The organism is Geomicrobium sediminis, from assembly GCF_016908595.1.
Taxonomy (GTDB): domain Bacteria; phylum Bacillota; class Bacilli; order Bacillales; family Marinococcaceae; genus Geomicrobium_A; species Geomicrobium_A sediminis.
This window is the reverse complement of record NZ_JAFBEC010000006.1, coordinates 204393-219087: the sequence shown is the minus strand read 5'-3', so window position 1 is coordinate 219087 and position 14695 is coordinate 204393. Positions and strand designations below refer to the sequence as shown.

Sequence of the window (14695 nt, the reverse complement as noted above, 5' to 3'; positions counted from 1 at the left end):
AGGGATGATGATATGAATGCAATCATTGAATTTGAAGATGTACACAAGCAATTCAAAGAGAAAAAGGCACTCACAGACGTGAACTTCTCGATTAACAAAGGAGAAATATTTGGCCTCGTCGGTCCTACCGGTGTAGGAAAAACAACGTCGATTAAGTTACTCACCGATCAATTAAAGCCTAGCGAAGGGACGATTCGTGTATTCGGTGAAAGTGTCACAGGCAATCATACTCAATTGCTTAGCAAAATGGGAATTCTTAGTGATCGGAGTGTGCTCTACGAACGATTGAGTTTGTATGACAACTTACGTTTTCTAGCTTCTCTATATGATCGTCCCGTGAGTACCATTGAAGACATCTTGGAGCACGTCGGATTAGCCTCATCGAGAAAGACCACCTACAAACATTTATCAAAAGGAATGAAGCAACGAGCGAATCTAGCCGCAGCGCTCATTCATGCTCCAGAAATCTTAATACTTGATGAGCCCACTGCTTCCCTTGACCCGAGCGCAAAAGCAAATGTTCATGCGTTTTTACGTCAACTCAATGAACAAGGCTCAACCATTTTTCTAACGTCTCATGATATGAACGAAATTGAATCGCTCTGTCACCGTGTGGCATTTATGATTGACGGTACAATTTATCTTTGTGGCGAACCTGCTCAAATCCGTAGCACGTACGCTGCACCGACAGTTACGGTGACATTTGCTGATGGGAACGTTGAGACGTTCAACAATAGTTATACGGGAATGACGTCACTTCGAAACGCCATTGAAAGTCGTAAAGTCCAATCGATCCACAGTGACGAACCTTCATTAACGGACATCTTTTTAGACGTAACAGGGAGGAAATTTGCATGAGCCTATCGATGAAAAGAATTTTTGCAATTGTACGTAAAGATCGTAAAGACTCGATGAAAAGCGCGAATATCGTCCCTGTGTTGCTAATTCCCGTCGGAATGGCACTGATGTTTGCTTACGTGATGCCAAGTGATCTAGACATGATGTTTGAGATGTACGTTGGTGTAATCTTGCTAAACCTTTTATTTATCTCTGGGGTTGTCCCCGCCAACTCGCTTGCGGAAGAAAAAGAGAAAGGGACACTCCGAATGTTGCTTTATACCCCAACAAGCATCGCAGAACTATTAATCGGTAAAAACATTCACTATTTCTGTTTATCTCTCATTGGGGTACTTCTGAGCTTACTCATTCTACAAGTTCCAATATCGTGGGGTTATTTCCTCGTTGCTGTGATTCCTGTCGCATTTTTTTGCATTGTATTATCTTCAACGGTCGGACTTCTCGCGAACAATAATGGACAAATCATGATCACACTCTTTCCAGTTATCATGGGTATGTATTTTATTTCTTCGATGGCTGATCTATACAATGTAGCCTTCATTTATACAATTAAACGCTTTCTACCGATTGAGATCTTTTACGATGCTTTTCATGTAAGTTTTTATGGCGGTTCATTTCCGTGGTTTAGCTTAGTCGTGACGCTCTGTTGGATTACCGTTATTAGTATTATTTTTGCAGTCGTATATCGAAAACAACGATACACATAATCCTCTACTATGTCCTAGGAAATAATTTATCGTTGTAGGCTAGTTCTAGTATTTAAACGTATAAAAGCAAAGGGAAAATTCCCTTTGCTTTTATACACTTAATTTCCTGCGTATACCTTCATCGCATCACGCATCCACTCGGCTAAGCCTGGTCGAAATTGATCAATATTCTGTTGGAAACGCTCATCACTGATGTACATTTCGCCAAGACCGGCAAATGCTTCTTTTGAGTATGAACCCATTCGATTCAAGTAGTTATACCACTTCTCGATTGCCACTTGAGCCTCTTCCGACGTTGGGTTGTGTTCCATCGTCTGTGCTAACTCACGGTAAATATCATTCATTTCTTCTTGAAGCACTTGTTCATTTCCTTTGATCTTCGCTTTGCCTTCATCTACAGCCTGATCACCGTACAACTCTCTTGCTTCTGCTTCATACGAATCACTTTCACTAAATTTAAATCCTTTAAAATGACGTTCTTCGGTCATATCAAGATCTCCTTCTCGCTCCTCAAGTGTCCCATCAATCATCTCTATCATTCCTTGAATGTGCGTGACACGGTCGGTTAACAATCGTTTTTGCATACGCAACGCATCACTTCGTGAATAAGACGGATCACTCATGAGGGATTTTATTTGTTTCAGAGGGAAGCCAAGCTCTCGAAAGAACAGAATTTCTTGTAAATGCATTAAGTCTTTTTGTGAATAGAGGCGGTACCCCGCTTCTGTCGTACTCTCCGGTGTTAACAAACCGATGTGATCATAATGATGAAGTGTGCGCACACTAACACCAGTTAGCTTTGAAACTTCTTTCACTTGCAGCATTGCATTCCCTCCTTCACATTTGACGATAAGGGCTAACGTAACGTTAGAGTCAACAATGATTTTAAAATTTAGTTTACCTCTGCATAAGAGCCAAAGAACAATGTTGCTCCTGTTGGCTCATGTTCAATTAGAAAATAAAATGGTCGATCGGCGGTGAAATGGACCGGTGGTGTTATCGATGCACTTGTTTCCATAACAGATACAGCAGTCACCGCAGCTGCTTCTGTGCCTTTTTCATCGATTTCAATGATTGCTCTATGGATAACATCATCTATTGAATAATTACTTCCACTACCTTCAAACATGTTATTTTCCATATAATTAAAGATTGTTTCCATACCTAAATGTTTCAATGTATCGTTTAAATTATATTCATTGTCTAGTTCAATCGTTGGGATTTGCACATCCACTTCTTTCGTTGACCAATCGCTACTGCTCATAATGTTAGGGATTTCGCGTAAAACATCTGTAAACACTCCCTCGCCTGGCAACACAATGGTCATCGACGTCTCTTCATCAGCATATGGAAGTCGGACCGCTTGATATTGTTCACCCTCCACATAGCTAAAATCATCAACTCGGTTCATCCATTCAACAACGGCTTTTGATCCATCAAGATTTGTAAACTTCTCATTAGATCCTTCTAGTAACGTGAACGGATCTTGCCAATTCCCATAAAAATACGTCGCATTAACGAGCAGTGCCACGATTTCCTCAGATAATTCATCTTCAAATAGGCGATTGATTTTACCGCTAGTTTTATCCTTCACCCAATCGTTAATTTCTTTAACCCCTGTTAATTCCCTCACCTCTCCATAGAACGTATCCTCAATCGTAGTGACGTAAGGTTCAAGGAACGTTACTTGTTCTTTCGCCCAAATTGAATTCGCAATACCAATCTCAACGTCTCGATCCATGGATAAGTAGGTTAACCAGTCATGAATCTTTCTATTTTCTTCTTCACGGTCGACACTCTCTAACTGGAGCGCTTTATAGATTTCCTGTTCACTGTCACCACTCGTCCCATTTGCGACCATCATTAAACTTAAGTAAATACTAAACGGCGACAAAATATGATTGCCTTCATCTTCATGTTCTATTAATTGCACTGCTAACTCAAGTTGCCGATCTTGCTCTAGTGATTCTTCCAGATTCGCGCTTGCTTGTTCGCTTGATTGAACGCCACATCCAGTCAATCCGACCATTAAACACACTCCTCCGACACTTGTCCACCACTTCATCAGACGTCACCCCTTTATCTTACTATTCGTTCTTTTTTCCATAAGCGTTACAATGAAAGAATAAAGGGGGACAACATGTATAAATCATATGGAGAATTATCAACAGCCGTTTACGAAAAAACAAAACCAATTGGCAGTTCCATAAATGGTGACATACCATATTACATCTCACGTTTACAACATATCACTTCACCGATTCTAGAACCTGCTTCTGGTACTGGACGTATGCTATTCCCACTGATCGATGCAGGATTTACAGTCGTCGGTGTCGATACGTCTAAAGAAATGCTAGATCTATGCAAAGCGTATGCAACGAAAAACGGGTACGATCCTACATTGATTCAAGATGATGTTACGACTGTTCAGTTGCATCAAAAATTCGGTGCTATCGTCTTACCAACTGGCTCCTTTTCGCTACTCACTTCTCGTGAGCAAGCAAAAAAAGCATTGATTAACTTTTATCATCACCTTGAAGCAGGTGGTAAACTCATTATAGACATCATTTCACCTGGTCCGATTGAGGATGATCCTACGGTTTCTCACATCCATCTAACTAAAGAAACCGGAATCCGGATAACAAGTACACTACTTTCGAACAATTGGATTGAACAGACATTTACGAAAGAAATTGTTTATGAGAAGTGGACAAACGGTGAAAAAACCGACACGGAGTTACAAACGCTTGAGATACGATGGTACGGTGTAGAGGAATTTCGAAGCTTTTTGAGCGAAGTGGGCTTTATGGACATCGTTGTTTCAAGCGACTATATTTATCAACAACCTGCGCATCGTGACGCGACTACCATTACGTTCGAAGCGAAAAAATAATCATTCACCCTGTGAATAAGTGTATAACCTAGGCGACTTATGCACATATTCACGATGTTGTTAACATTCCTACAACTAGAATGTTCTGTTAACACTGGTTATCCACAATAAATCCCCCGTTATGGGGGATTTTCTTTTTATGGATTTGTCGCCCAAAGACCTGCTGTTTTAACAAATACACGAGGATGTAACTTAAGCTGCGCTACGATCAGCTCCGCTAAGTCTTCAGGTTGCATTGCTTTTTCTGGATTACCATCTGTTAAGCCATTATCGACCGCTAGATCCGTGGCTACTGTACTTGGCGTTAACGCAGAAACACGAACGTTGTGTTTACGCACTTCAAGCATGAGTGATTCCGTTAAGCCCATCACCGCATATTTCGATGCACTATATGCACTCGTTACAGGTGCACCTTTTGTACCTGCTGTGGATGAGATGTTAATAATGTCACCCGCTTTTTGTTCAATCATTGCAGGTAGTGCAAGTCTCGTTGCGTTATACACACCGTTGAGATTTACATTAATAATTTCTTGGAACTCGTCAGGTGAAAGCTCTAAGAAACCACCAAATTTACCAATACCCGCATTGTTAATAAGAATATCAATCGTTCCTAAATCACTCGTGATGTGATTGAACGCTTCTTCCATTTCACTTAAATTACTTACGTCAGCAGTAGCAGCACTTACGTTTACATCATACTGCTCGAGCTCTTTTGCGACGTTTTCAAGGTTTTCCATCGTACGTCCAATGAGGCCTACATGAATGCCTTCTTTGGCAAATGCAATTGCCGTTGAACGACCGATTCCACGACCAGCACCTGTAATCACTGCCGTTTTACCAGTTAATTGTTGCATCAATCTCACTCCCTATGTCTTTAATCGAACACTCATTATACGATGCACAGGTGAAAATGTCTCGTCCTACGCTTATTGCGGGTCCGTTGCCCAAAGCTCTGAATGTTTCACGAACATACGCGGATGTAACTTTAGTTTCGATACAATCACATCGGCTACGTCTTCCGCTTGCATAAAGTGCTCCGCTTCTTCATCGGTTAAACGATTTTTCCCGCCACCAAAATCTGTAATAACACGGCTAGGACTTAGACTTTGTACACGAATTTTATGCTTCCGCATTTCTTTCATTAACGATTCTGTAAGTCCATGCAATGCAAACTTCGTAGCACTGTAAGCACTTGATCCTTCCGTACCGCGTAAACCTGATGTGGACGAGATGTTAATAATGTCCCCGGTACGTCGATCAATCATGTGTGGCAATACTGCCTGCGTTACCCGAAGCACTCCTTTGACGTTTACTTCATAAACATTGTCCCACTCGTCTTCTGTTAACTCCATGAATTTGCCGTACGCGCCAATACCCGCATTGTTAATTAAAATATCAACCGCACCAAACGTTTGTAACACTTCTTGGATTGCTGACTGAACATTTGACGCATCTTTTACATCCATTTGAATGGCAAGCGACTGAACACCGTAAGAATCGATCTCCTTTTGCACACTTTGTAGGTTCTCAATCGTTTTCCCTAACAGCGCAACGTTGACACCTTCACGAGCGAGCGCAATAGCAGTCGACCTACCGATCCCACGACCTGCACCTGTAATCACTGCGTACTTTCCATGAATCGTTTGCATAAAGCAGCAACCTCCTTCTCTTTGTGACCATGGTAAGTTAACTTGCCGTGCATGTCCATTGATTGAAACTACAAGCTTCGCTCTTGCACCCGTTGCCCCCGCTTGCTACACCCTCGCCTCCGCTTGCTACACCCTCGCCCTCGCTTGCTACACCACTGCCTCCGCTTGCTACACCCTCGCCCTCGCTTGCTACACCCTCGCCTCCGCTTGCTACACCCTCGCCCTCGCTTGCTACACCCTCGCCTCCGCTTGCTACACCACTGCCCCCGCTTGCTACACCCTCGCCTCCGCTTGCTACACCCTCGCCGCTGTACCATAAAAAAAGACTTGCAACGACAGTTGCAAATCTTAGGAACGTGAATGTTGTAGTGCTCTATAGATTCCGATGAATAGGTTAATTTGAGCTAGACTAAAGAATATAATCCAGAGCAAACTGCCAACGTACATGATGAATGCGGAAACTGCGGTTAAGAGTAGCGCTGAGATCATCGGAAATAGTACGGTTTTGTCTTTCAGAATTTCTTTCATGCCAAACCCCTTATCTTATTGCCAAAGCTTGTAGATCGATTGCGTTCCACTGTCTGTTTCGCCCTTTTCGGCGAGTTCATCGTAGAGTGATTTTACGAGTGCGAGCCCTGGTAGGTCTTTATCCATCGCTTCGACTTCTTCTAACGCAATGTCCATATCTTTAATAAAATGTTTTACGTAAAATCCTGGCTCGAAATCACCATTTAGCATGCGTGGGGCAAGGTTGTTCAATGTCCAACTACCGCCTGCTCCTTTTGAAATGGTATCGAGCACTTTCTGTTGGTCGAGCCCTGCTTGCTTTGCATAGCCGAGCGCTTCGCCTGCACCAATCATGCTGGCAGCAACAGCAATTTGGTTGCACATTTTTGCATGTTGTCCACTACCTGCAGGTCCGTGGAGTTGGATGTTCGTGCCCATTAATTCAAAAACCGGCAACATCTGCTGGAACGCCTGCTCCGAACCACCAACCATTATTGTTAGTGTACCATTCTTGGCGCCAACATCGCCACCTGAAACGGGTGCATCTAATGCTGAAAATCCCCGTTCTTCAGATGCCTTGGCAATCCGCTCAGCTAGAGATGGTTTTGATGTGGTCATATCAATCAACGTTGTTCCTGATTTTGCTGATTGCAACAACCCATTCTCTTTGAAATAGACGTCCTCCACATCTTTTGGATAACCAATCATCGTAATGATCACTTCGGAGCTTTCCGCAAGTTCTTTCAATGTTGATTTCCAGTGTGCACCGATTGTAAGAAGTTCGTCTGCTTTTTCTTTCGTTCGAGTATACACGTTGACTTCATGGCCCGCTTGTAAAAGATGCTTCGCCATACTTTTACCCATTACACCGATTCCAACAAATCCTAGTTGCATAGTACCCCTCCGTATTCTATTAATTCCGATTTCTTTATGTAAAGAGGCAACGCCTCTTTATCACGTGACGATGATTGGTTCGTCTTTTGTGACGATAATCGTATGCTCTTTTTGAGCAACGAAACCTCGCTCTTTCGTGAGTAACGTCCACCCGTCATCTTTTTCATAAATCTCTTCTGCTTTTGTTGATACGAATGGTTCGTACGCAATTACGGAACCTTCCGTAAAGAGTGAGCGATCCCAAGGGATGTAATAGTTGTAAATATGGTCTGGTTCATCTCGTAGTGAAGAGCCTACGCCGTGACCAGTTAAGTTCTTGATCACCGTGTATCCGAGTTGCTTAGCGGTACGATTCACTGCTCGGCCGACACCGTTCATCTTCGATCCAGCCTTAAACTTCTTTAAGCCTTCATCAAAGACAACATCTGTCGCTTTCAAAAGTTTCTCAAGCTCTGGATTTGAAGTTGAACCCGCTACAAATGATTTCCCTGTATCTACCCAATAATCGTTGTACGCCCCTGATACATCGATATTGACGAGGTCACCATCTTGAATTTCACGTTTTCCTGGGATCCCGTGTGCAACTTCTTCGTTTACACAGATACACGTATACCCTGGGAAATTGTACGTGCTAATTGGTGCAGAAATCGCTCCGTACTTTTTAAACATACGCTCTGCGATTTCATCAAGTTCTTTCGTTGTAATACCTGGCTTTGTCTGTGCAATCATTTCATCACGTATTTCAGAAATGACCTTCCCAGCATCCTTTAAGCCTTGGATGTCCTTTTCGCTTGTTGCTATCATCGTCTAGACTCCTTTAATCTTTGTACTCTCATTGTATCCCCTATGAATTAAATCAACAACCAACAGAGAAAGAGCATCCATTTTCATAAAAAATGGATGCACTATCATTAAATTTGTTCGTACACAACGTCTGGGTCTGGCCCTCTGCGCTCATCGCGATTTAATTGGTCAATGAGCATCATATCTTCTTCAGTTAAAACAAAATCGTAGATATCTGCGTTTTCTTCAATACGTTCAGGTGTCTTTGACTTAGGAATAATGACCGAGTCTTGTTGCAAATGCCAACGTAACACCACTTGCGCCGGACTTTTTTGATAGCGGTTTGCTATTTTTTCAATAACGGGGTCACTCAATACATTCCCACGCCCTAACGGACTCCACGCCTCAAAGACGATATCTTCTTCCTCCATATAATCTTTGAGTGCATATTGTGTCAAATAAGGGTGACATTCCACTTGATTAATGACAGGCTTTACATTCGCCTTCGTCTCAAGTCGTTTAAGATGATCAATTTGGTAGTTGCACACGCCAATGGCTCGAACTAATCCTTCACCTTCAAGTCGTTCGAATGCGCGCCACGTATCATGAAAATGACGTTTACTCGGCCAATGCACGAGTAACAAATCAACATAATCAAGCTTCATCTCTTCAAGAGAATCATGAAATGCACGTAATGCTTGATCGTATCCTTGATCGTCATTATGCGTTTTTGTTGTAATAAAAAGATCTTCTCTATTCACCGAGCTATTCCTCAACTGCTCTGCCATTAAGCCTTCATTCTCGTACAACTTCGCTGTATCGAATGATCGATAACCTACATCTAATGCCTTTTGAATGGCTGTCTCGGCTTCTGAAGGTTCGTTAATGAGATACACGCCAAAACCGTGTTGAGGCATCATCAACCCATTGTGAAAGCGAACAACGTCTTTGATTGAATTAATTGTCATTAACTAACCCTCCTAGTGAGTATGATCACACGTTTATTATATCCTGAACGCACTCGACATTCAAAGAAAGTCATGAGAGATCAATCGCCTTAATTTCCACTTGGTTTTTTGAAACGATAACGTTGTAAACCGCAGGCATTGGCATCGTTCTCCACGATTCAAACGTAAACGTTGGATCATAGGCTGAAAGGATTAATGCCAGGATATTCCCATGCGTTGCGATTACAACCGATTTATTTTCATACGCTTCTATGAGTTGTTTTGTTGCAGCCTGACCTCTTCGTTGTGCTTGTACATTTGACTCTCCACTTCCATAATACAAATCCGGACTTTCCCATAGTGCCTTAATCTTCTCTTTGAAGTTTTGCTCAAAGCCGAGTCCACTTTCTCTTTCGCGAAAAGCATCTTCTAGTTGAACCGACAGCCCTTTTTGCTTTGCTAACGGTTCAATCGTTTGAATCGCACGATGATACGGACTAGAGACAATCTGATCTACTCTAATGGACTCAAACTGCTTTGCAATTGCTTCGCTTTGTATACGTCCGACTGATGACAACGGACGGTTTCGCTCATCGTCTGAATAAGTCGCATGCGCGTGTCGGATAAAATAACAACTTGTACTCATCGCCTCACCTCTGATTCGCTTTCATTGCACGTCCTAGCTATAAGTATGATAAACTATTCAAAAAAAGACAGTTCATCACTCATTAAGGAGTAGCAAAAGATGAAGATCATACCCATTCATGTAAAGACTGAACGAGCGCTTCGAAGTTTTAACTTTTATCTCGTTCAACATTCTAACGAGCTCATTTTGATTGATGCAGGATATGATACGGAAGATTGTTGGAATGGGCTAGTTGAAGCACTACAAACCCATCATCTCCAGTTATCGGATCTTACTGCAATCGTTTTAACGCACCATCATCCCGATCACGTTGGGCTCGTCAATCGTATTCGCAAACAACTTGACGTTCCGTTATACGTTCATCCTGAATCGGTGCACCGTTTAACGCGAGAACCTGCCTTTATGGAAATGCGAATTAACTTTTACAAAGCATTATATCAACAAGCGGGCTGCGGAGCATTTGGTGAGAAGCAAATCGATCGTTTGCAACGCTCTAAAGAGACGAACATTGGCAATCGAATTGAAGGCGAACTGACATTGATCGATGTAACCAAGCCCTTATTCGACTTTGACTTAGTTGAAACACCAGGGCATGCCCCTGACCAAATCGCACTCCAATATGACGACATACTTATTTCAGGTGACCTATTGATTCACCACATCTCTAGTAACGCATTAATTGAGCCCGACACGCATGGCAACCGTTTGTTTACGATGCAACAACATATCAATTCCTTGCAAACCGTCCAACAGCTAGACGTTCAAACCGTATATCCAGGACACGGGTCTGTCATCACGAATCATCAAGCACTCATACAGGAACGCCTTCTAGGCATTCAACAAAAAGCCGAGCATTTACGAGAACTAATGCTCCAAAAACCGATGACAGCGAATGATTTGGCAATTACTATGTACCAAAAACGATATGAAACTCAGTTCCCTCTCGTTATGTCTGAAATTATTGGACACCTTGATTATATGGAAAGTAAAAATATGACTATGAAGACAGAAAAAGATGGCGTATTTGAATTTGAACCGGTTTTTGATCGCGTTAAATGAATGAGCATTCAGTCAAAACCACTATCTAAAAAAAGCATCCCTCCATTATAAGGGATGCTTTTCCTTAACCTTCTAGTACTTTTAATGATTCGCGGTTGAACGCTGGTAAGTCATCTGGTGTACGACTTGTTACGAGATTTCCTTGGCACACGACAACTTCTTCATCTTTGAAGTTTGCACCTGCGTTCTTTAAATCAGGAACAATCGGCTTTACGCCAGTGACTGTTCTACCTTTTAATACGTCTGCATTGATGAGCAGTTGGGGACCGTGACAAATGGCCATAATTGGCTTTCCAGCATCAGCAAATGCTTTCGTAAATTCTACGAAGCGATCGTCGCCACGAAGGATGTCTGGTGAAAAACCACCTGGTAGCAATAAAGCATCGAACTGTTCTGGTTTGACATTGTCAATTCCTTTATCAATGGTAACCGTCGTATCATTCTGCTTACCCGTTACTTTATTGCCTGCTTCTTTCTCAATGGTAACAAGCTCATGACCGGCTCCTTCAAGATTCTTCGCTGGATCTGTGTATTCAATATCCTCAAATAAATCTGTAATGAGTACAGCTACTTTTTTACTCATGAGAGAAACATCCTTTCAAGTCTAATTGTGTTCTAGTAAATTGATTCCCATTTCTATTTCTATGTAAACATCCCACTACTCATTCGTTATATTGCTATATTGATATATTAATCACTTTTCATCATTTTACAAATTGTCTATCATTTTATTGACGGATGTTGTCGTTTACATTATTGTTAGACTATAACTAATTCATGTTATTGATGTGCGATTTATCGCTTGTCGGATTACTTTACAATGATATGAAAGGAGGTACATGACGATTTGCTGAAATTTATTGGAAAACGGTTTTTATGGATGATTGTTACGCTGTGGGTAATCATCACCGTCACCTTTATTCTCATGCGTTTTGCTCCTGGTAGTCCGCTAGATATTGATGACGTTGGGATGAGTGACCAAGCTCGAGAGAATATGATGGCTCATTACAATCTCGACCAACCTGTCATCCTACAATATTTAAATTATCTGAAAAATGCCATCACTTTTGATTTTGGACCTTCTATGGTGACTCGTTCACGTGAAGTTAGCGACATGCTGGCCAGTGGTTTTCCAGCCTCACTGCAACTCGGCTTAGTGACCCTGATCTTAGCAGTCATCTCTGGAATCATTTTAGGTGTGTTAGCAGCACTCCGACATAATAAGTTGATTGACTATATGACGATGTTTATCGCCATCATCGGAATTTCCATTCCGAACTTTATTCAAGCCATGTTATTCATTCAATACATAAGCAGTCAATTCGATTTCTTCCCAACAGCTCAATGGGGAACGTGGCGGCATGCGATCTTGCCTGCACTCGCCCTTGCATCTGGTCCAATTGCCATTATTGCAAGGATGACTCGCTCGAACATGCTTGAAGTATTAACCGAAGATTATATTAAGACCGCCAAAGCAAAAGGGCTATCTAATTTCCAAATCGTCGTTAAGCATGCACTTCGAAATGCATTGCTACCTGTCATTACAATTCTTGGTGTTCTCGTTGCAAGTATTTTCACTGGAAGCTTTGTAGTTGAGCGAATTTTCGCAATACCAGGAGTTGGTCAATACTTCGTCGAAAGTATTACGAACCGGGATTATCCAATGATTATGGCAACGACGATTATCTACAGCACAATCTTTATTATTATGATGTTTATCGTTGATGTTGTTTACGGCATTGTAGATCCAAGAATACAACTACATAAGAAGGAGGAATAAACATGGAAGATAGAAGCCCGAAGAAGTCGGCCTCTAACGTCCCTGATGAATGGTTTGTTCCTCTGCCGAAAGAAGAACAACAAGAAACGATTCATCATAAAGGAGATAGTTACTGGAAAGATGTGATGGGGCGCTTGTTTGCGAATAAGCTTGCTGTCACAGGTCTAATCCTCATTATCTTACTAACGATTATGGCGATTATTGGACCTTTCCTTACTGAGCACACGTATCGCTCTCAATCGATTTTAAATAGCAACACGGCTCCAAACTCAACGTACTGGTTCGGGTCAGACGAATTAGGACGAGATGTATTCACGCGTGTATGGTACGGCGCAAGAGTTTCCTTATTTATTGGACTTGCAGCGGCCTTAATTGAATTTGTCATCGGTGTTACTTATGGAGGCGTATCGGGTTATCGCGGTGGCAAAGTCGATAACGTAATGATGCGTATCGTCGATGTCTTGTATGGTCTCCCATACCTACTCGTTGTTGTTTTATTAATGGTCGTTATGGGACCAGGCTTGTTTACGATAATTATCGCTCTTTCTATTACTGGGTGGATCGGTATGGCTAGGCTCGTAAGAGGACAAGTTCTCCAACTCAAAAATGCCGAATACGTTCTCGCCTCTCGCGTTTTAGGAGGAAGTAATAATCGGATCATTCGTAAGCACTTGTTACCGAACACATCCGGCCCAATCATCGTATCCATGACACTTACGATACCAACAGCCATTTTTGCTGAGGCTTTTCTAAGTTTCTTAGGACTAGGTGTACAAGCACCTGTGGCAAGTTGGGGTACGATGGCCAATGATGCATTAGGTGTTATTCAAACCGGTTATTGGTGGCGATTATTTTTCCCTGCGTTTTTCATCTCTTTGACGATGTTTGCTTTTAACGTCTTTGGAGACGGTTTACGTGACGCACTCGACCCTAAAATGAGGAAGTGAGCAAATGACTGAAGCTACAACAAAAGAATTACTGTTAGAGGTTGATGATCTTCACGTCTCATTTCCCACTAAACGAGGGGAAGTGCAGGCCGTTCGAGGGGTAAGCTTTTCCTTATATAAAGGTGAAACGTTAGCCATTGTTGGTGAATCGGGATGCGGAAAGAGCGTCACTGCTCAAAGTCTCATGCGTCTCGTCTCCACACCACCAAAGTCTGGGAGCATTCGCTATAAAGGAGAAGAATTAACAACCAAAACAGAAAAACAAATGCAAAAGCTACGCGGGCTTGAGATGGGCATGATCTTTCAAGATCCAATGACTTCCTTAAATCCCGTCATTACAGTCGGGGAGCAAATCCGTGAAGGCTTGCTACGACATCAAAAGATGTCTAAAGACGAAGCAACAAAAGAAGCAATCGAGATGCTTCGTCTTGTGGGCATCGCCGATCCTGATAAACGAATGAAGCAATATCCACACCAATTTAGCGGTGGGATGAGGCAGCGGTTAATGATTGCGATGGCTCTCGTTTGTAAGCCTGACATTTTGATTGCCGATGAGCCTACAACAGCATTAGATGTCACCATCCAAGCTCAAATTATTGAATTGTTTCAAGAGATTCAAAGAAAAACAGGTGTCGCAATTATTATTATCACGCATGACCTTGGCGTTGTCGCTCAAATCGCTGATCGAATCTGTGTCATGTATGCAGGTAAAATCGCTGAGACGGGTACGAGCTATGAGGTGTTCAAAGAACATCGTCATCCGTACACCGAAGGCATTTTGAAATCTGTTCCAAGAATGGATGGCAACCGGGACGTTCCATTAATCCCTGTACCAGGTACACCACCTAACTTGATGAACCCTCCAGTAGGGTGTCCCTTTTACATGCGATGTGATTACGCGATGAAAGTGTGTAAAGAGGTCGCTCCACCTAGAACTGATTGCAATGAATCGCATTATGTTCATTGTTGGCTACAAGATGAGCGAGCTCCATCTATAAAACAGCTTCACTCATAAACTATCATTT

17 protein-coding genes are annotated in these 14695 nt (G+C 42.2%); 7 read left to right on the top strand and 10 right to left on the bottom strand.

What is annotated here, in order from left to right; genetic code table 11:
• Positions 1 to 12 precede the first annotated feature (12 nt).
• Both JOD17_RS11650 and JOD17_RS11645 read left to right on the top strand, forming a co-directional pair.
• On the top strand, positions 13 to 858 hold the full coding sequence (locus JOD17_RS11650) for an ABC transporter ATP-binding protein (RefSeq protein WP_204697915.1): 846 nt from the start codon (positions 13 to 15) through the stop codon (positions 856 to 858).
• A complete protein-coding gene (locus tag JOD17_RS11645; protein ID WP_204697914.1) occupies positions 855 to 1565 on the top strand; it encodes an ABC transporter permease in 711 nt (236 codons plus the stop codon). The genes JOD17_RS11650 and JOD17_RS11645 overlap by 4 nt, the downstream gene beginning before the upstream one ends.
• Before the next feature lie 98 nt (positions 1566 to 1663).
• Here JOD17_RS11645 and JOD17_RS11640 read toward each other — a convergent pair whose 3' ends face one another.
• Together JOD17_RS11640 and JOD17_RS11635 are read right to left on the bottom strand one after the other, a co-directional pair.
• A complete protein-coding gene (locus tag JOD17_RS11640) occupies positions 1664 to 2389 on the bottom strand; it encodes a MerR family transcriptional regulator (RefSeq protein ID WP_204697912.1) in 726 nt (241 codons plus the stop codon).
• 68 nt (positions 2390 to 2457) lie between these two features.
• The gene (locus JOD17_RS11635) at positions 2458 to 3630 is read right to left on the bottom strand and encodes a serpin family protein (protein WP_204697910.1); all 1173 of its coding nucleotides are present in this window, start codon (positions 3628 to 3630) and stop codon (positions 2458 to 2460) included.
• A 75-nt stretch (positions 3631 to 3705) separates the two neighbouring features.
• Here JOD17_RS11635 and JOD17_RS11630 point away from each other — a divergent pair, with 75 nt between their 5' ends.
• A complete protein-coding gene (locus tag JOD17_RS11630; RefSeq protein ID WP_204697908.1) occupies positions 3706 to 4458 on the top strand; it encodes a class I SAM-dependent DNA methyltransferase in 753 nt (250 codons plus the stop codon).
• Positions 4459 to 4595: 137 nt separating this feature from the next.
• Here the strand turns inward: JOD17_RS11630 and JOD17_RS11625 are convergent, their stop codons facing one another.
• The 7 genes from JOD17_RS11625 to JOD17_RS11595 all read right to left on the bottom strand — a co-directional run bounded on the left by JOD17_RS11625 (position 4596) and on the right by JOD17_RS11595 (position 9884).
• Complete coding sequence (locus JOD17_RS11625) at positions 4596 to 5312, bottom strand: 3-ketoacyl-ACP reductase (protein WP_204697907.1); 717 nt, start codon at positions 5310 to 5312, stop codon at positions 4596 to 4598.
• A gap of 72 nt (positions 5313 to 5384) precedes the next feature.
• Positions 5385 to 6107, bottom strand: a complete 723-nt coding sequence (locus JOD17_RS11620) for a 3-ketoacyl-ACP reductase (protein ID WP_204697906.1) — start codon at positions 6105 to 6107, stop codon at positions 5385 to 5387.
• Positions 6108 to 6455: 348 nt separating this feature from the next.
• Entirely contained in the window at positions 6456 to 6635 is a 180-nt protein-coding gene (locus JOD17_RS11615; protein ID WP_042360611.1) for a hypothetical protein, read from the bottom strand.
• Positions 6636 to 6650: 15 nt separating this feature from the next.
• On the bottom strand, positions 6651 to 7508 hold the full coding sequence (locus JOD17_RS11610) for an NAD(P)-dependent oxidoreductase (RefSeq protein ID WP_204697905.1): 858 nt from the start codon (positions 7506 to 7508) through the stop codon (positions 6651 to 6653).
• 60 nt (positions 7509 to 7568) lie between these two features.
• Entirely contained in the window at positions 7569 to 8312 is a 744-nt protein-coding gene (gene map, locus JOD17_RS11605) for a type I methionyl aminopeptidase (RefSeq protein WP_204697904.1), read from the bottom strand.
• A gap of 107 nt (positions 8313 to 8419) precedes the next feature.
• Positions 8420 to 9259: an aldo/keto reductase gene (locus JOD17_RS11600; RefSeq protein ID WP_204697903.1), complete on the bottom strand. Its 840-nt coding sequence runs from the start codon at positions 9257 to 9259 to the stop codon at positions 8420 to 8422.
• A gap of 70 nt (positions 9260 to 9329) precedes the next feature.
• On the bottom strand, positions 9330 to 9884 hold the full coding sequence (locus JOD17_RS11595) for a histidine phosphatase family protein (RefSeq protein ID WP_204697902.1): 555 nt from the start codon (positions 9882 to 9884) through the stop codon (positions 9330 to 9332).
• A gap of 99 nt (positions 9885 to 9983) precedes the next feature.
• Here JOD17_RS11595 and JOD17_RS11590 point away from each other — a divergent pair, with 99 nt between their 5' ends.
• Entirely contained in the window at positions 9984 to 10943 is a 960-nt protein-coding gene (locus tag JOD17_RS11590) for an MBL fold metallo-hydrolase (protein WP_204697900.1), read from the top strand.
• Between the two features lie 64 nt (positions 10944 to 11007).
• On the opposite strand, the gene JOD17_RS11585 is transcribed toward JOD17_RS11590, so the two are convergent.
• Positions 11008 to 11526 (bottom strand): type 1 glutamine amidotransferase domain-containing protein, encoded by a 519-nt coding sequence (locus JOD17_RS11585; protein ID WP_204697898.1) that lies wholly within the window; start codon positions 11524 to 11526, stop codon positions 11008 to 11010.
• Between the two features lie 264 nt (positions 11527 to 11790).
• Here JOD17_RS11585 and JOD17_RS11580 point away from each other — a divergent pair, with 264 nt between their 5' ends.
• Genes JOD17_RS11580 through JOD17_RS11570 form a run of 3 tightly spaced genes read left to right on the top strand, consistent with a single transcriptional unit; the run spans position 11791 to position 14685 of the window.
• The gene (locus JOD17_RS11580) at positions 11791 to 12723 is read left to right on the top strand and encodes an ABC transporter permease (RefSeq protein WP_042360604.1); all 933 of its coding nucleotides are present in this window, start codon (positions 11791 to 11793) and stop codon (positions 12721 to 12723) included.
• Positions 12724 to 12725: 2 nt separating this feature from the next.
• Positions 12726 to 13670 carry an ABC transporter permease gene (locus JOD17_RS11575; protein WP_204697896.1) on the top strand — a complete coding sequence of 315 codons (945 nt, stop codon included), beginning with the start codon at positions 12726 to 12728 and terminating at the stop codon, positions 13668 to 13670.
• A gap of 4 nt (positions 13671 to 13674) precedes the next feature.
• A complete protein-coding gene (locus tag JOD17_RS11570) occupies positions 13675 to 14685 on the top strand; it encodes an ABC transporter ATP-binding protein (RefSeq protein ID WP_042360602.1) in 1011 nt (336 codons plus the stop codon).
• Positions 14686 to 14695: the final 10 nt, after the last annotated feature.

What these genes read in the sequence shown, in the direction of transcription:
- JOD17_RS11650 (WP_204697915.1), top strand. Translation starts at nt 13, where the DNA reads ATGAATGCAATCATTGAATTTGAAGATGTACACAAGCAATTCAAAGAG.
- JOD17_RS11645 (WP_204697914.1), top strand. Translation starts at nt 855, where the DNA reads ATGAGCCTATCGATGAAAAGAATTTTTGCAATTGTACGTAAAGATCGT.
- JOD17_RS11640 (WP_204697912.1), bottom strand. Translation starts at nt 2,389, where the DNA reads ATGCTGCAAGTGAAAGAAGTTTCAAAGCTAACTGGTGTTAGTGTGCGC.
- JOD17_RS11635 (WP_204697910.1), bottom strand. Translation starts at nt 3,630, where the DNA reads ATGAAGTGGTGGACAAGTGTCGGAGGAGTGTGTTTAATGGTCGGATTG.
- JOD17_RS11630 (WP_204697908.1), top strand. Translation starts at nt 3,706, where the DNA reads ATGTATAAATCATATGGAGAATTATCAACAGCCGTTTACGAAAAAACA.
- JOD17_RS11625 (WP_204697907.1), bottom strand. Translation starts at nt 5,312, where the DNA reads ATGCAACAATTAACTGGTAAAACGGCAGTGATTACAGGTGCTGGTCGT.
- JOD17_RS11620 (WP_204697906.1), bottom strand. Translation starts at nt 6,107, where the DNA reads ATGCAAACGATTCATGGAAAGTACGCAGTGATTACAGGTGCAGGTCGT.
- JOD17_RS11615 (WP_042360611.1), bottom strand. Translation starts at nt 6,635, where the DNA reads ATGAAAGAAATTCTGAAAGACAAAACCGTACTATTTCCGATGATCTCA.
- JOD17_RS11610 (WP_204697905.1), bottom strand. Translation starts at nt 7,508, where the DNA reads ATGCAACTAGGATTTGTTGGAATCGGTGTAATGGGTAAAAGTATGGCG.
- map (WP_204697904.1), bottom strand. Translation starts at nt 8,312, where the DNA reads ATGATAGCAACAAGCGAAAAGGACATCCAAGGCTTAAAGGATGCTGGG.
- JOD17_RS11600 (WP_204697903.1), bottom strand. Translation starts at nt 9,259, where the DNA reads ATGACAATTAATTCAATCAAAGACGTTGTTCGCTTTCACAATGGGTTG.
- JOD17_RS11595 (WP_204697902.1), bottom strand. Translation starts at nt 9,884, where the DNA reads ATGAGTACAAGTTGTTATTTTATCCGACACGCGCATGCGACTTATTCA.
- JOD17_RS11590 (WP_204697900.1), top strand. Translation starts at nt 9,984, where the DNA reads ATGAAGATCATACCCATTCATGTAAAGACTGAACGAGCGCTTCGAAGT.
- JOD17_RS11585 (WP_204697898.1), bottom strand. Translation starts at nt 11,526, where the DNA reads ATGAGTAAAAAAGTAGCTGTACTCATTACAGATTTATTTGAGGATATT.
- JOD17_RS11575 (WP_204697896.1), top strand. Translation starts at nt 12,726, where the DNA reads ATGGAAGATAGAAGCCCGAAGAAGTCGGCCTCTAACGTCCCTGATGAA.
- JOD17_RS11570 (WP_042360602.1), top strand. Translation starts at nt 13,675, where the DNA reads ATGACTGAAGCTACAACAAAAGAATTACTGTTAGAGGTTGATGATCTT.